Source organism: Amycolatopsis sp. AA4 (assembly GCF_002796545.1).
In the GTDB taxonomy this organism is placed as follows: Bacteria; Actinomycetota; Actinomycetes; order Mycobacteriales; family Pseudonocardiaceae; genus Amycolatopsis.
Window position 1 is genome coordinate 4214042 of record NZ_CP024894.1, and the last position, 21035, is coordinate 4235076.

The 21035-nt window shown below is 71.0% G+C and carries 20 protein-coding genes and 1 pseudogene; 10 read left to right on the forward strand and 11 right to left on the reverse strand.

Annotated elements, in window-relative coordinates; translation table 11 throughout:
• Positions 1–72 precede the first annotated feature (72 nt).
• From CU254_RS19600 to CU254_RS19610, 5 genes and pseudogenes are all read left to right on the forward strand, one after another.
• Positions 73–891, forward strand: coding sequence for an MBL fold metallo-hydrolase (locus tag CU254_RS19600; protein ID WP_009078670.1), 819 nt, complete (start codon positions 73–75; stop codon positions 889–891).
• Positions 892–901: 10 nt separating this feature from the next.
• Positions 902–1204, forward strand: a pseudogene (locus tag CU254_RS44990) (AAA family ATPase); the annotation flags it as partial.
• Positions 1205–1314: 110 nt separating this feature from the next.
• Positions 1315–1512, forward strand: a complete 198-nt coding sequence (locus CU254_RS44210) for a hypothetical protein (protein WP_234392850.1) — start codon at positions 1315–1317, stop codon at positions 1510–1512.
• 478 nt (positions 1513–1990) lie between these two features.
• Positions 1991–3388 carry a KR domain-containing protein gene (locus CU254_RS44215; RefSeq protein ID WP_234392852.1) on the forward strand — a complete coding sequence of 466 codons (1398 nt, stop codon included), beginning with the start codon at positions 1991–1993 and terminating at the stop codon, positions 3386–3388.
• Between the two features lie 46 nt (positions 3389–3434).
• On the forward strand, positions 3435–4433 hold the full coding sequence (locus tag CU254_RS19610) for a hypothetical protein (protein WP_037714218.1): 999 nt from the start codon (positions 3435–3437) through the stop codon (positions 4431–4433).
• Between the two features lie 83 nt (positions 4434–4516).
• On the opposite strand, the gene CU254_RS19615 is transcribed toward CU254_RS19610, so the two are convergent.
• The 5 genes from CU254_RS19615 to CU254_RS19635 all read right to left on the reverse strand — a co-directional run bounded on the left by CU254_RS19615 (position 4517) and on the right by CU254_RS19635 (position 12063).
• The gene (locus tag CU254_RS19615) at positions 4517–6235 is read right to left on the reverse strand and encodes a glycosyl hydrolase family 18 protein (protein WP_234392853.1); all 1719 of its coding nucleotides are present in this window, start codon (positions 6233–6235) and stop codon (positions 4517–4519) included.
• A 201-nt stretch (positions 6236–6436) separates the two neighbouring features.
• Positions 6437–7687: an MFS transporter gene (locus CU254_RS19620; RefSeq protein ID WP_037717528.1), complete on the reverse strand. Its 1251-nt coding sequence runs from the start codon at positions 7685–7687 to the stop codon at positions 6437–6439.
• 656 nt (positions 7688–8343) lie between these two features.
• Positions 8344–10395: a M3 family metallopeptidase gene (locus CU254_RS19625; RefSeq protein ID WP_009078680.1), complete on the reverse strand. Its 2052-nt coding sequence runs from the start codon at positions 10393–10395 to the stop codon at positions 8344–8346.
• Between the two features lie 91 nt (positions 10396–10486).
• Positions 10487–11191, reverse strand: coding sequence for a histidine phosphatase family protein (locus CU254_RS19630; RefSeq protein WP_009078681.1), 705 nt, complete (start codon positions 11189–11191; stop codon positions 10487–10489).
• Positions 11192–11220: 29 nt separating this feature from the next.
• Complete coding sequence (locus CU254_RS19635) at positions 11221–12063, reverse strand: undecaprenyl-diphosphate phosphatase (protein WP_009078682.1); 843 nt, start codon at positions 12061–12063, stop codon at positions 11221–11223.
• Positions 12064–12224: 161 nt separating this feature from the next.
• Here CU254_RS19635 and CU254_RS19640 point away from each other — a divergent pair, with 161 nt between their 5' ends.
• From CU254_RS19640 to CU254_RS19660, 5 genes are all read left to right on the forward strand, one after another.
• Positions 12225–13187, forward strand: a complete 963-nt coding sequence (locus CU254_RS19640; RefSeq protein WP_037714223.1) for an aldo/keto reductase — start codon at positions 12225–12227, stop codon at positions 13185–13187.
• A gap of 98 nt (positions 13188–13285) precedes the next feature.
• Positions 13286–14299: a YncE family protein gene (locus tag CU254_RS19645; protein ID WP_037714224.1), complete on the forward strand. Its 1014-nt coding sequence runs from the start codon at positions 13286–13288 to the stop codon at positions 14297–14299.
• A complete protein-coding gene (locus CU254_RS19650; RefSeq protein ID WP_009078687.1) occupies positions 14296–14520 on the forward strand; it encodes a DUF5703 family protein in 225 nt (74 codons plus the stop codon). Before CU254_RS19645 ends, CU254_RS19650 begins: the two co-directional genes overlap by 4 nt.
• A 75-nt stretch (positions 14521–14595) precedes the next feature.
• Entirely contained in the window at positions 14596–15798 is a 1203-nt protein-coding gene (locus CU254_RS19655; RefSeq protein ID WP_037714226.1) for an RNA polymerase sigma factor, read from the forward strand.
• A gap of 9 nt (positions 15799–15807) precedes the next feature.
• A complete protein-coding gene (locus CU254_RS19660; protein ID WP_009078691.1) occupies positions 15808–16221 on the forward strand; it encodes a VOC family protein in 414 nt (137 codons plus the stop codon).
• Between the two features lie 9 nt (positions 16222–16230).
• On the opposite strand, the gene CU254_RS19665 is transcribed toward CU254_RS19660, so the two are convergent.
• The 6 genes from CU254_RS19665 to CU254_RS19690 all read right to left on the reverse strand — a co-directional run bounded on the left by CU254_RS19665 (position 16231) and on the right by CU254_RS19690 (position 20911).
• The gene (locus CU254_RS19665; RefSeq protein WP_009078692.1) at positions 16231–16872 is read right to left on the reverse strand and encodes a hypothetical protein; all 642 of its coding nucleotides are present in this window, start codon (positions 16870–16872) and stop codon (positions 16231–16233) included.
• A gap of 33 nt (positions 16873–16905) precedes the next feature.
• Positions 16906–17268 carry a YciI family protein gene (locus CU254_RS19670; RefSeq protein ID WP_009078694.1) on the reverse strand — a complete coding sequence of 121 codons (363 nt, stop codon included), beginning with the start codon at positions 17266–17268 and terminating at the stop codon, positions 16906–16908.
• Between the two features lie 70 nt (positions 17269–17338).
• Positions 17339–18067 (reverse strand): hypothetical protein, encoded by a 729-nt coding sequence (locus tag CU254_RS19675; RefSeq protein ID WP_009078696.1) that lies wholly within the window; start codon positions 18065–18067, stop codon positions 17339–17341.
• A complete protein-coding gene (locus tag CU254_RS19680) occupies positions 18060–18662 on the reverse strand; it encodes a helix-turn-helix domain-containing protein (protein ID WP_037714232.1) in 603 nt (200 codons plus the stop codon). The genes CU254_RS19675 and CU254_RS19680 overlap by 8 nt, the downstream gene beginning before the upstream one ends.
• A 33-nt stretch (positions 18663–18695) precedes the next feature.
• On the reverse strand, positions 18696–19589 hold the full coding sequence (locus CU254_RS19685) for an alpha/beta fold hydrolase (RefSeq protein ID WP_009078700.1): 894 nt from the start codon (positions 19587–19589) through the stop codon (positions 18696–18698).
• Positions 19589–20911, reverse strand: a complete 1323-nt coding sequence (locus CU254_RS19690) for a M20/M25/M40 family metallo-hydrolase (protein WP_009078702.1) — start codon at positions 20909–20911, stop codon at positions 19589–19591. Before CU254_RS19690 ends, CU254_RS19685 begins: the two co-directional genes overlap by 1 nt.
• Between the last annotated feature and the right edge of the window lie 124 nt (positions 20912–21035).

Below are 21035 nucleotides of genomic sequence, written 5' to 3' on the forward strand. Positions count from 1 at the left end.
CAATATTTAAAGCTTGAATGTTTCTAGCTTGATACTTATGGTCGGGGAAGACCGAGGGAAGGGACCCGTACCATGCTCGACGACCGGCTGCGCAAGCCCGCGCGGCGCCAGACCATCCACTTGGGCGAGACGAAGGTGTCCTTCGTGCCGGACGGCGCGGTGCAAGGGAATCCGCGCTGGTGGCTGCCCGGCAGCACCGCCGGAACCTGGGCCGCGCATCCGGAGTACCTGGACGCCGACGGCTATCTCGTCGCGAGCATCGGCGGGCTCCTGGTGGAACGCGACGGCCGGGCGCTGCTGATCGACGCCGGGTTCGGGCCGCAGTCGGTGCCCGCCGAACCGGGCGCGCCGAACGGCGTGCTGTACGGCGGCGCGCTGCTCGACAACCTGGCCGCGCTCGGACGCCGACCGGAAGACCTCGAGGCGGTAGCGCTCACGCATTTGCACTCCGACCACTTCGGCTGGGCGGTGGAGCCAGCATTCGCGCAGACCGAATACCTGGTCGCAGAGCGGGAATGGGCGCAGCGCGAGGCGTCCAGCGAGATCGACGCGATGGCGCCGCGGGTCCGCACGGTCGAGGACGGGCAGGAAGTGTTTCCCGGCGTCCACGTGCGCTTCGCCGCCGGGCACACGCCCGGGCACGCCGAGTACGTCATCACCGCCGGCGAGCACCGGCTGATCGCGTTCGGCGACGCCGCCCATTCGCCGATCCAGATCGAAAACCCGGACTGGTCGTGCGGGTACGACCACGATCCGGCCGAGGCCGCCAGCCACCGCCGGAAGCTCGTCGCCGAACTCGCCGAGCCAGGCACGATCGGCTTCGGGAACCACTTCGCCGACGTCGTCTTCGGGCGCGTCCGCGACGGCCGCTGGCAACCGCTGGAGCGCTAAAGTCGGGTGGATGGCCCGACTGATCCATCTCAACGGCCCGTCCGGCATCGGGAAGTCCACCGTCGCGCGGCGCTACGCCGATCTTCACCCCGGAGTGCTCGATCTCGACGCCGACCAGGTGATCACGATGATCGGCGGCTGGCGGACCGCGTTCTGGGACACGCTGCCCGCCGCGCGCCGGCTCGCGCTCGCCATGGCGGAAACCCATCTGCGGGCCGGATGCGACGTCGTCATGCCGCAGCTGGTGGCCAAAGTCGGGCAGGCCGAACGGTTCGAGGAAGCGGCCCGCGCGGCAGGCGGCGAGTACGTCGAGATCATGCTCGTCGCGTCCCGTCCGCAGGCGAAGGCCCGGTTCACCGCGCGCGGCGGCCACCCCGCGACCACCCCGCGGCCGACGCGATGGCCGAACTGGGCGGACCGGTCGTGCTCGACCGGATCCACGACCACGTCGCGGAGTACCTCCCGCTCCGTCCACAGTGCACAGTGCTGGACACCGAACTCCTCGACCCGGACGAAACGTGCGCGAAGGTCGCGGAAATCGTTGCCCGCCGAGCAGCGGCGAAGGCACCGCGTGCACGGAACGGGGACCAAACGGGAAACCTGCCGCCCGGCCCGGCCTGAGCGCGGTATATGTCGAGGAATGCCAGGACACAGAGCCGACGCGGTCCGGCCGCCGCTGACCGGACCCGGCTCCCCCGCGCCTGCCGCCGATGCGGAAACCGCGGTTTCCCCGGCTGATTCCGGCGCAATCCTGATTCTCACCGGCCTTCGACAGCCATCGACGCGCTTTCCCGGTCTGACCGCGCATTCCCGCCTGTCGACGGCCTTCCTCGACCCGCGCAGGTCCTTCCGGAAGAGACTCCCATGCCAGAACCCGCTGCCCTCCCGGACTTCCCCACTCCGCCCTGGCTGCTCAGCGCGCGCGACAGCGTCGCCCTGCGCGCCCTCGCCGCGGGCCTCCTCGACAGCCCGGCGTCCGACCTCGACCTCGCCTACTCCCTCGCGACCCGCCCCCCCGTTGGCGCTCCGCGTTGTAGTCCCGGCCGGCGACCGGAGCGCCCTCGAAGCGGTCGCGAGCGGCGAAACCCCCGGCGACCCCGTGCCGGATCGTCCCCGGCTGACCTTCGTCTCCCGCGGCAGCAAACTCTGTCCCGGTCGAGAAACTGCGTTCTCGCAACGGTTTCCGCTTTTCGCCGACGCCTTCGACGCGATGCTGGGCGACTACGAGGACTGGCTTTTCGCTTTCCAAGCCGCCCTGTGCTGCCTGCTCGAATCGTGGGGCCTCCGCCCGGAAGCCGTCGCCCGCGGCACCAGACGGCCCCGGGACGACACCAGCCTCGTCCTGGACCTCACCCCGCCCTCCGTCCAAGACCTTCTCGCCGAACTCGCCCGGCTGCACACCGCGGGGGTGCCCGTCGCCTGGAACGAGGTCTTCGCCGGCAGCGGCGCCCAGCGGGTCGCCCTGCCCGCCGAATCCCTGCTCTACCGCCCTCGGTGGGTTCCTGTCGCGGCGCGTTCCGGCGACGCGGAAATCCTCGAAATCCCCGCCAGCCCGGACCTCCACTCCCTCACCGCCCACACCCGGCGCGCCCTGCAGCACCGCGAAGACGGGCTCATCGTCGTCACCACCAACGCCACCGGGCCCGATCCCGATCCCGCGAGCGCCGCGGTCTGGGGCCAGCTCACCGCTTCGGCCGCCAAGATCACCGCGGTCGACGTCGACCGGCCCACCCCCGCCGCCGAAATCCTCCACCTGGCCGGCGGCAGCACCGAACCCCAGCTCGCCATCCGCGACGGCGTCCCGCACGGCTTCCGGGTCGCGCCCGCCGCCTCCTCCCCCGCCCGGCCGATCGATCCGTCCGGCACCGTCCTGGTCACCGGCGGCACCGGCCGGATCGGCACCCTGCTGGCCGAACATCTCGTCGCCGAGCACGGCGTCCGGCACCTTGTGCTGGCGAGCCGCAGCGGACCCGCCGCCGAACGCCTCCCGACCGATCTCGACGCGGACGTCCGCATCGCCGCCATCGACGTCGCCGACCCGGATCAGGTCGAAAGCCTCCTCGCCTCCTGCACCCCGCCGCTCACCGCAGTCATCCACTGCGCCGCGGTCTTCCACGACCCCTTCGCCGCGACCCAGACCCTCGACCCGGTCCTGCGCGCGAAGGCCGGCTCCGCCTGGGTCCTCCACCAAGCGACCGAACACCTGCCGTTGTCCGCGTTCGTGCTTTTCTCGTCCCTCGCCGGAACCTTCGGCGAGGCCGAAGCGAACTACGCTGCGGCCAACCGCTTCCTCGACGCCCTCGCCACCCACCGCCGCGCCAACGGGCTGCCCGCGGTGTCGATCGCTTGGGGCCGATGGGATCCCGCCGTCTTCGACGCCGCCCTCGGCAGCGACGAACCCGTCGTGTTCGGCCCCGGTGTGCCGTGCCCGGAGCGGATTCGTCCGCCCGAGGACGTCTTTCCCGCATTGCTGACGAGTGTCCCGGCCGGAAGATGACATCCGTCATCGGGTTTCCCGGCCGCCGACCCCAATACTCGATCGCATGAAGAAAATCCGGATCGCCGTCGCCGCCCTCACCGCCGGACTCACCATGCTCGTCCCGGCCGTAGCCGAGGCCGCGCCGACGTCGCTGACCTTCGGCATCTATCCGGGCGGGTACGCGGGCGGCGGGTCCACCACCGGCAAACCCGACAATCCGGCCGAGATCCGGAAAGCGTTGGCACAGCTGCAATCCGGGCACAGAACGTTCCTGCTCCGCGACTACCTAGGGTGCGGCAGCGCCTTCCCGGACGACGAGATGCAGTACCTCGCGCCAGGCCGCCGCCTCGACGTCGTGCTCGGCTACTCCGGCCAGACCATGCCGGAATGGCAGGCCTGCGTCGAGAGGACGGTGCGCCGCTACGGTCCGGTCGCCGACACGATCTCGGTGACCCTCGAACAGAACGTCGTGCCGCAGCCGAACGGCGACAACGCGCTGGTGCAGGGTGTCATCGCGGGCAAGAAGGCAGCGGACCGCGAAGGATTCGGCAAGCTGCAGATCGGCTTCGACGAGGTCGCCTACACCCGGCCGTTCACCCAGTTCTGGCAGCACCTCGCCCAGCTCGGCGGCGCGGAGTTCAGCCGTTCGGTCGGGTTCGTCGGCGTCGACCTCTACCCCGACTCCGGACTGCCCGGCATCCCGCCGGAGCCCGACCTCGCCGGGTTCGTCCACCAGACCCTGCACACTGTCCGCACCCAGGAGATGCCGATCGCGGGCCTCGGCCGCGACGTGCCGATCCGCGTGTCGGAGAACGGCTGGGCGACCCACACCGCCGACCGCACGCCAGCCGGCCAAGCCCGCGCGCTCACCACGGAAATCCTGGCGATCAACCAGGACCGCGTCACGGAAAACGTGGCCAGCTACGAACTGTTCGCCCTGCGCGACGACGTCACCGGCTCCCCCAGCCCGTTCGACAACTTCGGCATCCTGACCGACGACTACGCCCCGAAGCCGATGTACTGGCTGTACCGCGGCCTGATCTCGGCCCTCGGCCGTTCTTGAGCGTTTTTTGACCGGGGGTGCGAGCCGGGCGCTAGGCAAGAAATCTTGCCTAGCGCCCGGCTGTATATGTCGTTATACAGTAGTCAGCTCACCGAAATGTCGTCGGCGTAGATCGGGCTCTGGCCGTACCAGCCGTGGACGTACACCGTCACCGCGCCGGACGCGCCGGTCGTGAACGGGATCGTCAGCTTGGTCCAGCTGGAGTTCGCGCTCCACGAGCTGGCCGTCGCTCCCCCGCGGACGCCGGCGTAGGCGTATCCGCCCTGGACCCACGCCGTCAGCGTGTACGCGTGGTTCGGCGCGAGCGTCAGGTTCTGGGCCGCTTCCCCGGTGGTCGACGCCGTCGGCGAAACCTGCAGTGCGTGGCTGCCGGAGTGCACCGGCGAGGACACGATCGTCCCGCCGCTCCACGGGCTGAGCGCACCGGTTTCGAAGTTGCCGTTGACGACGCTTCCGGTCGGGCTGGTTCCGTTGACCGTCAGCGTGTACGTCGCGGTGTGGCTGCCGCCGCCCGCGACCGAGCCGGTGATCGTCAGCGGGTAGACGCCGGGCTGCGTGGCCGCGGTCGTGGTGATCGACAGGTTCGCGCTCTCCCCCGCCTTGACCGTGGCCGGGCTGACCGTCGCGGTCACGCCGCCCGGCGCGCCGCTCACCGACAGCGAAACCTGTTGCGCCGTACCGGAAGTCACCGCGGTGGTCACCTTGCCGGTCGCCGAACCGCCCGGGTCGACCGAGGCCGAGGCCGGGCTGGCCGTCACCGAGAAGTCGTCGCCCGGCACCGGGGTCCCGCCGGTGAACGGGGCGAACGTGTGGCTGAAGTACCACTTGTCCTGCGGGATGCCGGAACAGGTGTCCTGCGCGCCGGTGCCCGGGCAGCTGCCGTTGTCGCGCTGGAGCGCCCAGAACGACAGCAGGTTGATGCCCTTGGACACGGCCCAGTTGTAGACCGTGACCGCGTCCGCGGTGGTGAACGTTTCGGCCGCGCCGAAGTCGTCGATGCCCGGCATCTCGGTGATGCCGACCATCCCCCACAACTGTTGCTGCGTCTTGTCCGGGTACAGCGACGCCAGCTGCGACACCAGCCCGGCCGCGGCGGTCTGGGTGTCCTGGGCCATGTTGTGAGTGGCGTTGTCGTAGTAGTCGAAGGTCATCAGGTTGACCACGTCGACCTTGGTCCCGTTGGAAACGGCGTTCTGCAGCACGCCCAGCGCGCTGGTGAGACCGCTCGTGGTGGTCGGCAGCGTGTACGAGATCTGCAGCTGGCGCCCGTTGGCCGCGGCCCAGTCCTGGACCTTCTTGATCGCCTTGTTGCGGCGGTCGATGCCCGCGGAGTTGGTCAGCGAGTTGTCCTCGATGTCCATGTCCAGGCGCGGCACGTCGTAGGTGGTGATCAGCGATTCGTACGCGGCCGCGATCTGGTCGACGTTCGTGCAGCTGTCGGCGATTTCGGTGGCGTTGTGGTCCGCGGTGTAGCCGCCGAACGACGGGATCACGTCGCCGCTGCGCGAGCGGATCGTGCGGAAGTCCGCGCCGAACGTCGCGTCCGACACCGGCATGCTGGCGTCGCCGTTCCACAGGACGGTGCACGAACCCGAGGAGGCGGTTTGCAGGAACGCCATCGTCAGGTGCTTGACGCCGGCCTCCTGGGCCATCGCGGCCGGGCTCTGGCCGTTCCAGGATTCGAAGTAGGGCGCGAACACGTGGTTCGGCAGCGGGGTCGCGGCGTGCGCGGGCGCCGCGGTGGCGACCAGCACGCCGAGCGGAGCCGCGGCTGCGGCCAGGACGGCGGACAATCGTGACAAGTGACTTCTTCGTCGCATGCGGGCTCCAGTGCCGAAAAAGGGGCCGTGCGGCGGCGGCGCACGGCCGGAACCTTCTCAGAATTGGACTGGACCAGTCACCCGTCAAGGTCTAGACCACTAATGCGGCCGAACGGCCGGGTCGGATCGTCGGGCGCCACTGGGGCTCGGTGGTCCGCTGCCGGACCACCGAGCCCCAGTGGGTCAGCCCACCTGCTGCTTCGCCGCGGCCGGCGCGCCGAGCGAGAGCTTCGTCGACCGCGTGGTCAGCGAAATCGCCGCCGCGGCGAGCGTCGACACCGCCAGGAAGCCGAACGCCGCGGCGAACCCGAACCGGTCCGCGAGCCAGCCCATCACCAGCGGCGCGAGCACGCCGGCGAGCTGGCCGCCGGTGTTCACCAGGCCCATCCCCGCGCCGACCAGATCGCGCGGCAGCACCCGCAGCGGCAGGCCGACGATGCCGATCGACGCGAGCCCGCTGATGAACATCGCGAGCGTCTGCAGCACGGTGAACCCGGTCGCCGAATCCGACAGCAGCATCGCGACGAGCACCCCGGCCGCGGCGACGAGCGCGGGCACCACGAGCCAGCGCGGCCGCTGGTCGAAGTACCGGCTCATCAGCCAGCCGCCGAGCAGCACCGCCGCCGCGCTGACCAGCTGCGGGATCGCCGCCGAGATCCCCGCCGCGACCAGCGACAGCCCCTTGGTCTCGACCAGGTACGACGGGACCCAGGTGATCATCCCGTAGGCCAGCATGTTGAAGCAGGCGAACATCGCCGCGCAGCGGATCACCAGCCGGTTCCGCAGCACCTGCGACACCGGCACCTTCACCGGGGCGACCCGCGCCTCGGGTTCGGTCAGCTCGCGCGGCAGCGCCGCGGGCAGCAGCCGCCACAACGCCAGCCCGACGACCAGCCCGGCCACCGCGACGATCCAGAACGTGTGCCGCCAGCCCGCGGCGACCACGAGCGGCGCGACCAGCAGCGGCCCGAGCCCGGCCCCGACCGAGTTCGACGCGAGCAGCAGCCCGGCGCCGCGGCTGCGGCCTTCCTGCGTGGTGCGCTCGGCCAGCGCCTTGAACGCCGCTCCGGGGAACAACGCCTGCGCGAACCCGAACGCCGCGCGCAGCACCAGCAGCACGACCAGCCCGGGCGCGAACCCGGTGGCGGCGGTGAACACCGACCAGGCCACCAGCGAAATCACCAGCAACGGCCGCGCGCCCACCCGGTCCGCGAGCAGGCCGCCGGGCATCTGCCCGACCAGATAGGCGATCGCGAACGCGGAAACGACCAGTCCCTGCGTGGTTTTCGACAGCCCGAACTCCGCGCCGATCAGCGGCAGCGCGACCGCGATCATGACCCGGTCGATGTAGTCGATGATGAAGACGCCGACCAGCAGCGCCAACGTGGTCCGTTCGGTCCGCCGCACGACCGGGGCGGAACTCGGAATGCTCACCGTCGGATCCTCCTTGATTCGGCGACGCCGCATTGTGCGGTCATGCACCCCCTCCTCGGCTTCGTCGGATCCACCGACAGTCGGGCCCCGGATTCAGCCGATCCGACGAAGAAGCGCTTCCGCGCAGGTCAGCGGCACGCTCCAGGCGGATCGACGGATCGGCTCCGGGACGCATCGGAGTTCTCTGCGCTGGCAAAGCCGACAACCGCGAGCACAAAGGACTGTGGGCCTGGCCGAGGGACGCCCGGACGCGCTGCTCGGCGGCCGCTACCGGCTGAGCACCGAACTCGGGTCGCGTGGTTTCGGCCGCGTGTGGCGTGCCCGCGATGAAACTCTCGGCGTCGCGCCGGAACGGCTGGAAGGCCGCGGAAACGGCGCGGTCAGCGACCTGTTCTCCCTCGGCGCGACGCTCTACCACGCCGTCGAAGGCGTCTCGCCGTTCGGCCGCGACCGCGCCGAGGCGACCATGGCCGCTGTTCTGCGCATCGTCGCCGGGAGCTGCGTTACCGTGCTCGGCGCGGTGCTGGCCGTCGTCGTCACGATGGTCGCGTTCGCGGTCCTGCTCGCGCTGCAGCTGTCGAACATCGCGATCGGTAGACGCAATACGGCGGGGCCGGTCGCCCCAGCCCCGCCGTATAGGTCGTTATACACTCACGTTACGCGCCCGCGAGCCCCCGGCGCTTCAGCAGCGGCTCGATCTCCGGCGCGCGGCCGCGGAAGGTCGCGAACGCCTCCATCGGGTCGACGCTGCCGCCGCGGCCCAGCAGGGTGGACCGGAAGTGGTCGCCGTTCTCCCGCTTGAGTCCGCCGTTCTCGGTGAACCACTCGACGGTGTCCGCGTCGAGCACCTCGCTCCAGATGTAGGAGTAGTACCCGGCGCTGTAGCCGCCGGAGAAGACGTGGTTGAAGTACGTCGTCCGGTAGCGCGGCGGGACGCTTTCCAGTGCCACGCCCGCCTTTTCCAGCGCCTCGGCCTCGAACCGCTGCACGTCCTCCACCCGGTCGTCCGGGCCGAGGCGGTGCCACGCGAGGTCGAGCAGCGCCGCGGCGAGGTACTCGGTCGTGCGGAAGCCCTCCCCGTACTGCTGCGCGGCCTCCAGCAGCTCGACCTGCCCGGCGGGAAGCGGCTCCCCCGTCTCGTGGTGCTTGGCGTAGTTGGCCAGGATTTCCGGCCACAGCATCCACATCTCGTTGACCTGCGACGGGTACTCGACGAAGTCGCGCGGCACGTTGGTGCCGGTGAACGTCGGGAACTCGACCGAGGACAGCAGCGAGTGCAGCGCGTGCCCGAACTCGTGGAACGCGGTGCGCACCTCGTCGAGCGAGAGCAGGGTCGGCTCCCCCTCGCGCGGCTTGGTCACGTTCAGCACGTTGACCACGACCGTGCGCCGCCCGAGCAGCCGCGACTGGTCCACGAAGTTGTTCATCCACGCGCCGCCGCGCTTGGAATCGCGGGTGTAGTAGTCCATCAGGAACAGGCCGAGCCCGCTGCCGTCGGCGTCGAAGACCTCGAAGATCCGCACCTGCGGGTGGTACTTCGGCAGGTCGTGCCGTTCGGTGAAAGTCAAGCCGTACAACCGGTTCGCGGCCGTGAACACGCCGTCGTGCAGCACCCGGTCCAGCTCGAAGTACGGCCGCAGCGCCGCGGTGTCCAGCTGGAACCGCTCGCGCTCCACCTTCGAGGCGTAGAAGGCCCAGTCCCACGGCTGCAGCGTCGCGCCCGGCACGTCGGCTTCCAGCAGCTTCTGCAGTTCCGCGGCCTCGGTGCGCGCGTTCGCGACCGCCACCGGAGCGAGCCGCTCCAGCAGCCCGCCGGCCGCCTCGACGGTCTTGGCCGTCTCGTCCGCGATCACGTACGCCGCGTGGTTCGGGTAGCCCAGCAGCGCGGCCCGCTCGGCGCGCAGCCGGGTGATCTCCTCGACGATCGCGTTGTTGTCGTAGGCGTTTCCGCGGTTGCCGCGCGAGACCGAAGCGGTGAAGACGCGCTCGCGCACCGCGCGGTTTTCCAGCGACGCCACGGCCGCCTGCGCGGTGGGCAGCGTCAGGGTCAGCACGTACTTGCCTTCGAGACCGCGCTCGGCCGCCGTCTGCGCCGCCGCCGCGATCGCGCTTTCGCCCAGCCCGGCCAGTTCCGCGGCGTCGTCGAGCACGACCGCGAGATCGTTGGTGTCCCGCAGCAGGTTCTGCGAAAAACGGGTCTGCAGCGTCGAAAGCTGCTCGTTCAGCGCGCGCAGCTTCGCCTGGTCCTCCTCGGGCAGCCCGGCGCCCGCGCGGCTGAAGTCGGTGTACCGGCGCTCCAGCAGCCGCAGTTCCTCCGGGTTCAGGCCCAGCTCCGCGCGCTTGCGGTACAGCGCGTCGATGCGGGCGAACAGCCGGGGGTTCAGGTGGATCGCGTCGGCGTGCGCGGCCAGCTTCGGGGCCAGCTCGGCCTGGATCTCCTGGATCTCGTCGGTCGCGTTCGAGCCCGAGATGTTGAAGAACGTGCCGGACACCCGGGTCAGCAGCGCGCCGGCCCGCTCGAGCGCCGCGATCGTGTTCTCGAAGGTCGGCTCGGCCGGGTCGTCGGCGATCCGCTCCACGTCGGCGGCGTGCTCGGCGAGGCCGGCTTCGAAGGCGGGCCGGTAGTGCTCGTCGGCGATCCGGTCGAACGGCGGCAGCTCGTACGGCAGGTCGCTGGGGACGGCGAACGGGTTGTCCGGGGAAATCATTCGGGTTTGCGCTCCTGGTTCTCCACAGGGTTCTCCGCGTGGTTCCGCCCACCCTACGGGGTCGGGCATCCGACGGAAGGACTGTCGATCGTCAGCGGCCCGTGCTTCCGCCCACGACGGCGTCGCTCGAAGCCTTCTTGCCCCGGCCGCGTTTCTTCGGCGGCGGCGGCACGATCCCGGCCAGGTCGCCGCCGTGCTCGTTCACCCGGAGCACGAACGGCCGCGTTTCGGTGTAGCGCACGACCGACACCGCGGCCGGGTCGACGACGATCCGCTGGAACGCGTCCAGATGCTGGCCCAGCGCGTCGGCCAGGATCGACTTGATCACGTCGCCGTGGCTGCACACGACCCACACCGCGTGGTCGCCGTGCTCGGCGGTGATCCGGGCGTCGTGCGCGCGGATCGCGGCCACCGCGCGCGCCTGCATCTCGGCGAGCCCTTCCCCGCCCGGGAAGACCGCCGCCGACGGATGCGCCTGCACGACGCGCCACAGCGGTTCCTTCACCAGGTTCTTGAGCTCCCGGCCGGTCCACTCCCCGTAGTCCACTTCGGACAGCCGGGGTTCGACGACCTTCGTCAGCCCCTGCGCGGCGGCCAGCGGCGCGACGGTCTGCTTGCAGCGCAGCATCGGCGACACCACCAGCCCGGCGACCGGCACCCCGGCGAACCGCTCGACGAGCGCGTCGGCCTGGGCCCGGCCGGTGTCGTCCAGCCCGACCTTCGGGGTGCGCCCGGCCAGGACGCCCGAACCGTTGGCGGTGGACTTCCCGTGCCGGAGCAAGATGACCGTACTCACGACGCCACCCTAACCGGTGATCCGCCGGTTCAGCCGCCCGCGGGTCCCGCGTTCGGGTCGAGCACGCCGCCGAAGACCAGGCCGAACAGCACCACGCCGAGCACCACGCGGTAGATCACGAACGGCACGAAGCTGCGCTTCTTGATGTAGGCCATGAGCCACGCGATCACCAGGTAGCCGACGCCGAAGGCGACCAGCGTGGCCAGGATCGTCGGCCCCCACTGCGCGTTCTCGCCGTTCTTGCCGATGTCGGTCAGCTTGTACAGCCCCGAGCCGAACACCGCGGGCACCGCGAGCAGGAACGAGTACTCCGCGGCTTCCGAGCGGGTGTAACCCATGAGCAGGCCGGCGCTCGTCGTGCCGCCCGAGCGCGAAACGCCCGGGATCAGCGCGAGCGCCTGCGCGAAGCCGTAGGCCAGGCCGTGCGGCACGTTCAGGTGGTCGAGCGTCCGCTGCTGCTTCGCGGTCCGGTCGGCGAACAGCAGGATCAGGCCGAACACGATCAGCGTCGTCGCGGTGATCCGCAGATCGCGGAACGCCCGGTCGATCTCGTCCTGCAGCAGCAGGCCGAGCACGACGATCGGCAGCGAGCCGACGATGATCAGCCAGCCCAGCCGAGCGTCCGGGTCGCGCCGCCAGTCCGGGCGGTACAGGGAAAAGAACCAGGCGCGCAGGATCCGGCCGATCTTCGGTCCGAAGTAGAGGATCACCGCCAGCTCGGTGCCGATCTGGGTCACCGCGGTGAACGCCGCGCCCGGATCGCCCCAGCCCGCCAGCGCCGCGACGATCCGCACGTGCGCGCTCGAGGAGATCGGCAGGAACTCCGTGAGCCCCTGCACCAGCCCCAGGACCAGGGCCTCGAACCATCCCATCAGGCCGCTCCCGCCGGTTCGCCCGCCCGCTCGGGGCGCAGTCCGATTCGCACGATCGGGAACCTATCGGGTGGTTCCTGAGAACTCCCGCGAGGGCGCCGGTGCGACACGAGGTCACCTTCGTCCGGTCCAGGGGGCTGCGCCCACTAGGCTCGGCGGTCGTGGAAAAGCGACAGCTCGGCCGGTCGGGACTGCGGATATCGCGGATGGCCCTCGGCACCATGACGTGGGGCGGCGACACCGATCCGGACGAGGCGGCCAGCCAGCTGGTCGCGTTCGTCGACGCGGGCGGCACCCTCGTGGACACCGCCGACCTCTACGCCGGCGGCGAGGCCGAGCGGATGCTCGGCGAACTGCTGTCGGACCTGGTGCCGCGCGAGGACGTCGTGCTGGCCACCAAGACGGTCGCCCGGCGCACCGACGGCCCGTTCGGCGGCGGCGCTTCGCGCGGTGCGCTGCTGTCCGCGCTCGACGGGTCGCTGCGCCGCCTTCGCACCGACCACATCGATCTGTGGCAGCTGCACGCGTGGGACGAGTGCGTGCCGATCGAGGAGACGCTGTCCGCGCTCGACTACGCGGTGACGAGCGGCAAGGTCCGTTACGTCGGCGTCTCCAACTACGCGGGCTGGCAGCTCGCCACCGCCGCTTCTCTCGCCACGACGCCGATCGTGTCCGGGCAGTTCGAATACTCGTTGCTGGAACGCGGCATCGAACGCGAGGTCGTCCCGGCCGCGGCGCACCACGGGATCGGCCTCCTGCCGTGGGCTCCGCTCGGCCGCGGCGTCCTCACCGGGAAGTACCGCACCGGCACGCCCGCGGATTCGCGCGGCGCGTCCGCCGAGTACGCCGGATACGTCGAGCACCACCGCACCGAACGCGCCGCGCGGATCGTGCAGGCGGTCGTGACCGCCGCCGAGGGTCTCGGCACGTCGCCGCTCGCGGTGGCGCTGGCCTGGGTCCGGGACCGGCCCGGAGTGGCCGCGCCGGTCGTCGGCGCGCGCGACACCGGCCAGCTCACCGGGTCGCTCGCCGCCGAGGACCTCACGCTGCCGCCCGCCATCCGCAGCGCGCTGGACGACGTCAGCGGCGTCGAATTCGGCTATCCGGAACGGGGCACCCGATGAGCCGCAGGTGTCGGGTCGGTGACACGGGCGTGACGGTCAGGCGATCCTGGAGGATGCTGGAGGGACCCGCTCGCCGGAGCTTGGCTGGAGGTTTCAAGGTGCGTCGGCTCACCGCCGCCTCGCGGATCGCGATCCCGCTGGCCGGTGCGCTCGCGCTGTCCGCCTGCTCGTCCTCGGAGCAGCCGAAGGACAACCTGCAGGTCGTGGCCAATCCGACCGCCGCCAAACCGGCCGTCTCCCCCGCCCGCGCGGCGCCTCCCGCCGGGCAGGTGCTGCCGATGCCGGTGGTGTCCGCGATCGCTGCCGACCAGCAGAGCCACACGCTTGTCGTCGCCCTCAAGCAACCGGCTGAGCTGCGGCTTTACGATCTGGCCTCGCTCGGTGCGCCGAAGAAGACCGTCCTGCTGCCCGGTCCGGCGGAATCGCTCAGCGTGTCCGCGGGCCAGGCGCTCGCCGGGATCCCGGACAAGGGCGTGCTCGCGCGCGTGGCGCTGCCGAGCGGGCAGCTGACCGCCGAGAAGGTCGCCGGGCAGCCCGCCGCCGGGGTCGCCGACGGCCCGGACACCCTCGTCGCCGTCCGCGACCGCAAGGCCGTCGAGGTCCTGGCGAACGGCTCGGTCGCGAAGACGATCACCGGCCAGCTCTACAGCGCCGACGACGTGGTCAACACCGGAAACGGCGTCGTGGTCCTCGACCGGCTGCGCACCGCTGTGTTCAGCGTGGACGTGCAGGGCGGGACGATGGACGAAGGCCTGCGCGCGGGCGACGGCGCGGCCAACGCGGTCGCCGACTCGTACGGCCGCGTGCTGGTCACCGACACCCGCGCGGGCGCGCTGCTCGCGTTCTCGACCAATCCGCTGATTCTCCGCCAGCGCTACCCGGTGCCGGGCAGCCCGTACGGCCTCGCCTACGACGCGAAGCGCAGCCTGGCGTGGGTCACCCTGACCGCCCGCAACGAGGTCGTCGGCTACGACGTCCGCGGCGGAGAGCCCGTCGAGAAGTACCGATTCCCGACCGTGCGCCAGCCGGACACGGTGGGCGTCGACGACCAGAGCGGCCGCGTGTTCGTCGGCTCGGCCGCCGGAGAAGGGACCCAGGTGATCCAGCCATGACGACAGTCGACGAGGCGGTGGTCGAAGGGGATTGGGAGTATCGCCGCCTGCGCCTGCCCCCGGCGGTGTCCCGGCGCGCGGCGATGATCCAGCTCTCCATCCACGCGGAGTTCGCGGGCTGGGAACTGCGCACGGTCCGGCTGTACGCCGACGGCACCCGGCGCATCTGGCTGCGCCGCAAGCGCACGGCGGCCGACCATTCGACCGGGCTCGCCACCTGACCTGCTTGACGAGGCGGACGAGCTGAAGCTGTACGCCTTGCTGCGGCATGCCCGCGGCTGGACCAGGATGGCGTGGTGAACGACGTTGCCGAGCTGACCGAGCGGATCTGGCGCAGCGATGCCGCGAGCATGCTGGGCGCGCTCAGCCGCCGGCTCGGCGACTTCGACCGGGCCGAGGAAGCGCTGTCGGAGGCCGTCGCCGAAGCGCTCAAGCGCTGGCCCGGCGAGGGCGTGCCGGCCAGCCCCACCGGATGGCTGGTCACGACCGGCTGGCGCAAGGCCGTCGACCGGCTCCGCCGGGACGCCGTCGGCCGGGAGAAAGCCGCTCGGGCGGCTTCCGAGACACCGCCTGAACCTGGGGTCGACGATCGGCTGGCGATGATTTTCGCTTGCTGCCACCCGGATGTGCCGGAACCGGCGCAGGTCGCGCTCACGCTGTATGCCGCAGGCGGGTTCACCACCGTCGAAATCGCCGCCGCGTTTCTGGTTCCGGTGCCGACGATGGCACAACGGCTTTCGCGAGCCAAGCGGCTGCTGCGGGAACGCGGCATCGGCTTCGAACCGCCGCAGCCGCACGAGTACTCCGATCGGCTGCCCGCCGTGCTCGCGGTCCTGTACTTGGTCTTCAACGAGGGTTATCTCGCCAGCGGAGATTCGGCACAGCGGCAGGAATTGGCGCGCGAGGGTGTCGAACTGGCCCGGCAGCTCGCGGAGTTGCTGCCGCACGAACCGGAAGTCGCCGGGCTCGCCGCGTTGCTGGAGTTGCAGCAGGCGCGCGTCGCCGCACGGTTCGACGCGCAGGGCCGGATCGTGCTGCTGCAACAGCAGGATCGACGGTTGTGGGACCGCCCGGCGATTCACCGCGCGCTGCGGCGGTTGCGCGAGGCGGTGCGGCTCGGCCGGCCCGGGCCGTATCAAACCCGGGCCGGCATTGCCGGGATGAACGCGGTCGCAAGCAGTTTCTCGGACACCGACTGGGCCGGCGTGCGGGCGATGTACGACCGTCTGTACACAGTGGACCCGTCGCCGGTGGTGCTGCTGAACCGGGCGGTGGCCACCCGGTACGCCGTCGGCCCGGCCCTGGCGCTCGACGAGGTCGACGCTCTCGAGGGCCAGCTTTCCGGCTATCACCTCTGGCACGCCGCCCGCGCGGATCTGCTCGCCGCGCTCGACCGGCCCGGCGAGGCGGTGGCTTCGGCGGAACGCGCGCTAGAGCTGGCCACGAACCCGGCCGAGCGCGAGCTGATGACGCGTCGCGTGGCGGAGTTCGCGGAGTAGCCTGCCCGCATGGCCGACGCTCCGCCGCCGCAAACCGTGTTCCCCAACCTCAAGTACGCCGATCCGAAAGCCGCGATCGAATTCCTCGCCGCGGCCTTCGGGTTCGAGTCGCATTTCGTGGCGGACGGAGGGAACGGCGTCGAGCACGCCCAGCTCCGGGCGGGCTCGAGCCTGCTCTTCCTCAGCCGCGACCACGAGGTCGACCGGTACGGCATGCACAGCCCGCTCGCGCTGGGCGGCACCAGCCACGCGTTGTGCGTCTGGGTGCCGGACGACGCGCTCGACGCCCACCAAGCCCGCGCCGAGGCCGCCGGCGCGCGGATCCTCAACCCGGTGCACGATTCCCCGGCCGGAGTCCGCGAATACTCGTGCGCCGATCCCGAGGGCCAGGTCTGGACCTTCAGCAGCTACGCGGGCGAGTGATCGGCTCGCTCACCGGCGTCTGCGGTGTCTGCCGGGCCGGTCCGGGTACCGGACGCGCAACCGCCCGGCCAGCCCGAACAGCACCGCCAGCCCGACCGCGCAGGCCATGACGAACAGCACGTCGAACGGCAGTGCGTCCGCATCCGCGTCCGCCGCGGCAAGGGTTTCCACGATGCCCGCTCGGTCTTCCACCAGATCGACGGCCGTGCCCGGGACGATCTTCGAGGCGACGGACACGTCCTCGTCCAGCAGCGTGCCGTCCGGGCGGGCGAATCGCGCGGTGCACGCGGTACCGGACCGGGCATCGTGGCATTCGGAGGAAAGCGCGGTCGCGGTGTAGCGCTCGCCGTGCACTGAGACATAGCCGACGCAGGTCATCGCGACCGCGACCCCGTACAGGATGGCGAAGGCGACGGTCAGCACCAGCAGCCAGGTCCGCCCGCTGAACCGGAACGTCACCGCGCCCGCCCCGGACGCAACCGCGATGACCACGACCGCGCCGACGCCCCAAGCAGCACTCACCAGCGCCATCCCGGCACCGGCGCCGAGCACCAGCACGCCGAGCCAGCTCGCCCCGGCCCGGAGCAGCACCGCGAAAGGGCTCGGCTCCTGCGGGGAATGCGTTGCCGGGAGGGGCTTTCTCGCCGTCATCCGGAAATCATGGCACTCCAGGCGACCGGCTACTCACCCTTCTTCGCGGCTCATCACCGGCCGGACCTCCACGGCGCTCACGCCCGGCCCCAGCGGCCAGCTCGCCGCGACCTCGACCGCCTCGTCCAGATCGGCGCACTCCAGCAGGATCACCGAACCCACGATCTCCTTCAGCTCCACATACGGCCCGTCGGTGACCACCGGTTTCCCGTTCGCCCCGGCCCGCACCGTCTTCGCCGTCTCCCGCGGCTGCAGCTCGAAGCCGTTCCCGACCTTCCCGATCGGCTGCCAGCGGTCGAACCACGCGTAGATCCGCTTCATCGCGTCCTCCTCGTCCGCCGGGGACAAGGCGGCCCATTCGCGGTCGTCGCCGCAGATCAGCATCGCGTACTGCACGGTCTCTCCTCCTGGTCGAAGAACACTCTCGACCGGATGACGAACAGGCCGCCCCCGTTTTCGACAAGGTTCAGCCGAGCGCGGCCATCCACCCCGCCCACTTGGCTTCCTCCGCCGCCACCTCGACGTCCGGCGCCACGATGTGGTGCGTCGCCACCAGCGGACCGTGGAAGCCCTGCATGAAGCAGAAAAGCCCGTCCTCAGTACGGATCCCGACGGTCTGGTCGTTCACCGCGTACACCACGCCGTCCGCCCCGGCCAGCCGGACCTTCGCGCCGATACTCAACTGCTCGACACCGACTTCCTTCGCCAGCGCGGCCCACAACGCAGGCCAGTCCGTGACGGGCGCCGGGCCGAACGCGGTCACCGGCGCAGCCGTGCGGCCCGGGAAGTGCTGCACGAACTCCACCAGGTTGCGGAAGAACAGCGCGCCGCCCGCCTGCATGGCCTCGAACTCGTCCGCCCAGTCGTCGCCGGGCAGGAAACCGCTCGTCACGCAGCGGATCACCGAGCTGCCGCCGTCGCGGCCCTCGACGAGGAATTCGTAGGCGATCCGCCGTCCGTCCGGCTCCGGTTCGCCGCCGTAGGCCAGGCGGTTCGGCGGGTCCCACGCGGTGATCGCGTGCGTCGGCTCGTACGCGGCGAACGCGCCGCGCACCGCTCCGCCGACCCCGCCTTCGACCTCGTTGCGGCCCATGAACCACGAGTCGATGCCCGGCCCGGTCGCGATCGCGGCCCAGACCTCCTCCGGCTCGACCGGGACCTCGGCGACGTCGATCTCCCGGAATTCCTTACCCATCCTCGTTTTCCTCCCCCATCGGCACGCTCGGGTGCACCGCCAGCACCACCCGGTGCGCGCGGCCGTTCTCGGCTTTCTCGTCGTGGTACTTCCCGACCAGCGCGGTCACGGCCGTCGCCAGTTCCTCCGCGAACGCCGCCCGGTCGGCCGCCGACGCGAACCGGACCTCGCCGTCGAGCGCGAAGGTCGCGACGCGCTTTTTCGCTTTCGCCGCACCGGTGATCAGGATTCCGACGTCGCGCACCAACCGTCCGGCGACCGCCAGCAGCCAGCGCGCGGACAGCCGGTCCGGCGACTGAGCCGGATCGGGCTGCACGGCCGCGAGCGCGGACGGCGAAATCACGTACGACGCCGCGGTCGCCCGCATCATCCGCTCCGTGACGTTGCCCTTGCGCCGCTCCTCGACCAGCTCCACCAGGCCGTGCTTCTCCAGCGCGCGCAGGTGGTAGTTGACCTTCTGCCGGGGCAGGTCGACGCGGGCGGCCAGCATCGTCGCCGAGGCCGGCTGGGCCAGTTCGGCCAGCAGCCAGGCCCGGACCGGATCCAGCGACACCTCGGCCGCGGCCGCGTCCTCGATCACCGCAACGGGAAACATGCGTCCCATCGTCGCGGCTGACTACTCAGGCTGTCAAGACAGGTTTTGTTGTCGGTAGACCTCGTGCACCACCGAGGCGATCCGCGGGACGACCTGCGCCGCGGCCTCCAGCGGCACGACGTGCCCGACCCCGGGCAGCACCACGGCGTACCCCTGGGCCAGCCCGCTCACGAACTGCTCGACGTCGGCGGGCGCGACGATCCGGTCCCGCTCCCCCACGATCGCCGTCACCGGCAGGTCGCCGGCCAGCGACAACGCCGCTTCCCGCGCGTACGCGTCGAGCGCGGGCCGGAACTGCGCGACGGTGTGCGGCCAGTTGCCGCGGATCATTTTCACGGTCAGCTCGACCAGGTCCGGATCGGGATCGTCGCCGAACAGCCACCAGCGCAACCCGGCGCTCACCGCGCGGCTGGTGTGCTCGCGGAACACGCCGTAGAGCTTCGCGCCCAGCACCATTTCCAGGTCCTGCGCGACCTTGCCGAGCGCGTTGGGCCAGGCCGCGGACGCCTCGGTGGCCAACCGCCCGGACGACGTCGACAGCAGCACCAGCCCGCCGACGCGCGCGGCGAACAGCTCCGGATGCCGCTGGGTGAGCGACATGACCGCGAGCCCGCCCATGTCGTGGCCGACGAGCACGACCCGGCCGTCCGGGACCTCGCGCTCGATCACCTCGGCGAGGTCGTCGGCGAGCTGCCCCATCGTCGCGGTGCCGCGCGCGGCCCGGCCGGACTCGCCGTGCCCGCGGTGGTCGTAGCTGACCACCGCGAGCGGATGCTCCACCGCGTCCGGCAGCACCGGGGCGATCCGGCCCCAGCTGCGCTGGTCGAGCGCGTAGCCGTGCAGCAGCACGACGGTCACGGCCGCCGCCGGGTCGCCCCTGCGCACGAGGTGCAGGGGCGTGCCGTCGGCGAGCCGGAACTCGGGCATCAGGACGAACGGAGGAACCGGTCCAGCACGCGGACGCCGAACTTCAGCGCCTCGACCGGGACCCGCTCGTCCACGCCGTGGAAGAGGCCGGAGAAGTCGAGGTCGGCGGGCAGTTTGAGCGGCGCGAAGCCGAAGTTGCGGATGCCGAGCTGCTGGAAGGACTTCGCGTCGGTGCCGCCGGACAGCATGTACGGCAGCGTGCGCGCGCCCGGGTCCTCGGCGAGCACCGCGGCGGTCATGGCGTCGACGAGCGCACCGTCGAACGTCGTCTCGACCGGCGGCAGCTCCATCCATTCCTTCTCGATGTCCGGCCCGAGCAGCTCGTCCAGCTCGCGGTCGAACGCCTCGATCCGGCCCGGCAGGATCCGGCAGTCGACCGCCGCCTCGGCCACCGAAGGAATCACGTTCGACTTGTACCCCGCGGTGAGCATCGTCGGGTTCGCGGTGTCGCGCAGCGTCGCGCCGATCATCCGGGAGATGTTGCCCAGCTTGGCGACCGCGCCCTCGAGGTCGTCCTCGGGGAAGTCCCAGCCGGTGATCTCGGTGACCCCCGCGAGGAATTCGCGCACGGAATCCGTCAGCACCAACGGGAACTGATGCTGCCCGAGCTTCGCGACCGCCTCGGACAGCTTCGTGACCGCGTTGTCGCGATGGATCATCGACCCGTGGCCCGCGGTGCCGCGAACCCGCAGCTTCATCCAGCGGATGCCCTTCTCGGCCGTCTCGATCACGTACGCGCGGACGTTGTCCTTCAACGTGATCGAGAAGCCCCCGACCTCGCTGATCGCCTCGGTGACCCCCTCGAACAACTCGGGCCGGTTCTCGACGAGCCACTGCGCCCCGAACTTGCCGCCCGCCTCCTCGTCGGCGACGAAGAGGAACACCAGATCGCGCGGAGGCACGATATTGTTGATCTTGTAGTGCCGGGCCAGGGCCAGCGTCATGCCGACCATGTCCTTCATGTCGACCGCGCCGCGCCCCCACACGTACCCGTCCTGGACCGCGCCGGAGAACGGGTGCACCGACCACTCGGCCGGATCGGCGGGCACCACGTCGAGATGCCCGTGGATCAGCAACGCCCCCCGAGCCGGGTCGGCCCCCGGAAGCCGCACGAGAACGTTGTGCCGGTCCTTGCCGCCGGACTCGACGTAAGTGATCTCGTACCCGGCGTCGGTCAGCTTCTCCGCGACGTACTCGGCCGCGACCCGCTCGCCCACGAGGGTCTCGGGGTCGCCGGTATTGGTGGTGTCGATGCGGATCAGCTCGCTGGTAAGCGTGACAGCCTCGTCCGCGGCGGCGTCGATCAAGTTCGGTTCGGTCACCGGCCATTCCTATCATCCAATGCACCCAGACGCCGCCGTCCCGCCGAGTGGACCCCGCCACGAACCGCGAACCGCACCGTTGCATCCAACGAGCGAGGCACCCAGCCCCTCCCCCAACCCCGAT

What these genes read in the sequence shown, in the direction of transcription:
- CU254_RS19600 (WP_009078670.1), top strand. Translation starts at nt 73, where the DNA reads ATGCTCGACGACCGGCTGCGCAAGCCCGCGCGGCGCCAGACCATCCAC.
- CU254_RS19610 (WP_037714218.1), top strand. Translation starts at nt 3,435, where the DNA reads ATGAAGAAAATCCGGATCGCCGTCGCCGCCCTCACCGCCGGACTCACC.
- CU254_RS19625 (WP_009078680.1), bottom strand. Translation starts at nt 10,395, where the DNA reads ATGATTTCCCCGGACAACCCGTTCGCCGTCCCCAGCGACCTGCCGTAC.
- CU254_RS19635 (WP_009078682.1), bottom strand. Translation starts at nt 12,063, where the DNA reads ATGGGATGGTTCGAGGCCCTGGTCCTGGGGCTGGTGCAGGGGCTCACG.
- CU254_RS19650 (WP_009078687.1), top strand. Translation starts at nt 14,296, where the DNA reads ATGACGACAGTCGACGAGGCGGTGGTCGAAGGGGATTGGGAGTATCGC.
- CU254_RS19660 (WP_009078691.1), top strand. Translation starts at nt 15,808, where the DNA reads ATGGCCGACGCTCCGCCGCCGCAAACCGTGTTCCCCAACCTCAAGTAC.
- CU254_RS19665 (WP_009078692.1), bottom strand. Translation starts at nt 16,872, where the DNA reads ATGACGGCGAGAAAGCCCCTCCCGGCAACGCATTCCCCGCAGGAGCCG.
- CU254_RS19675 (WP_009078696.1), bottom strand. Translation starts at nt 18,067, where the DNA reads ATGGGTAAGGAATTCCGGGAGATCGACGTCGCCGAGGTCCCGGTCGAG.
- CU254_RS19680 (WP_037714232.1), bottom strand. Translation starts at nt 18,662, where the DNA reads ATGTTTCCCGTTGCGGTGATCGAGGACGCGGCCGCGGCCGAGGTGTCG.
- CU254_RS19685 (WP_009078700.1), bottom strand. Translation starts at nt 19,589, where the DNA reads ATGCCCGAGTTCCGGCTCGCCGACGGCACGCCCCTGCACCTCGTGCGC.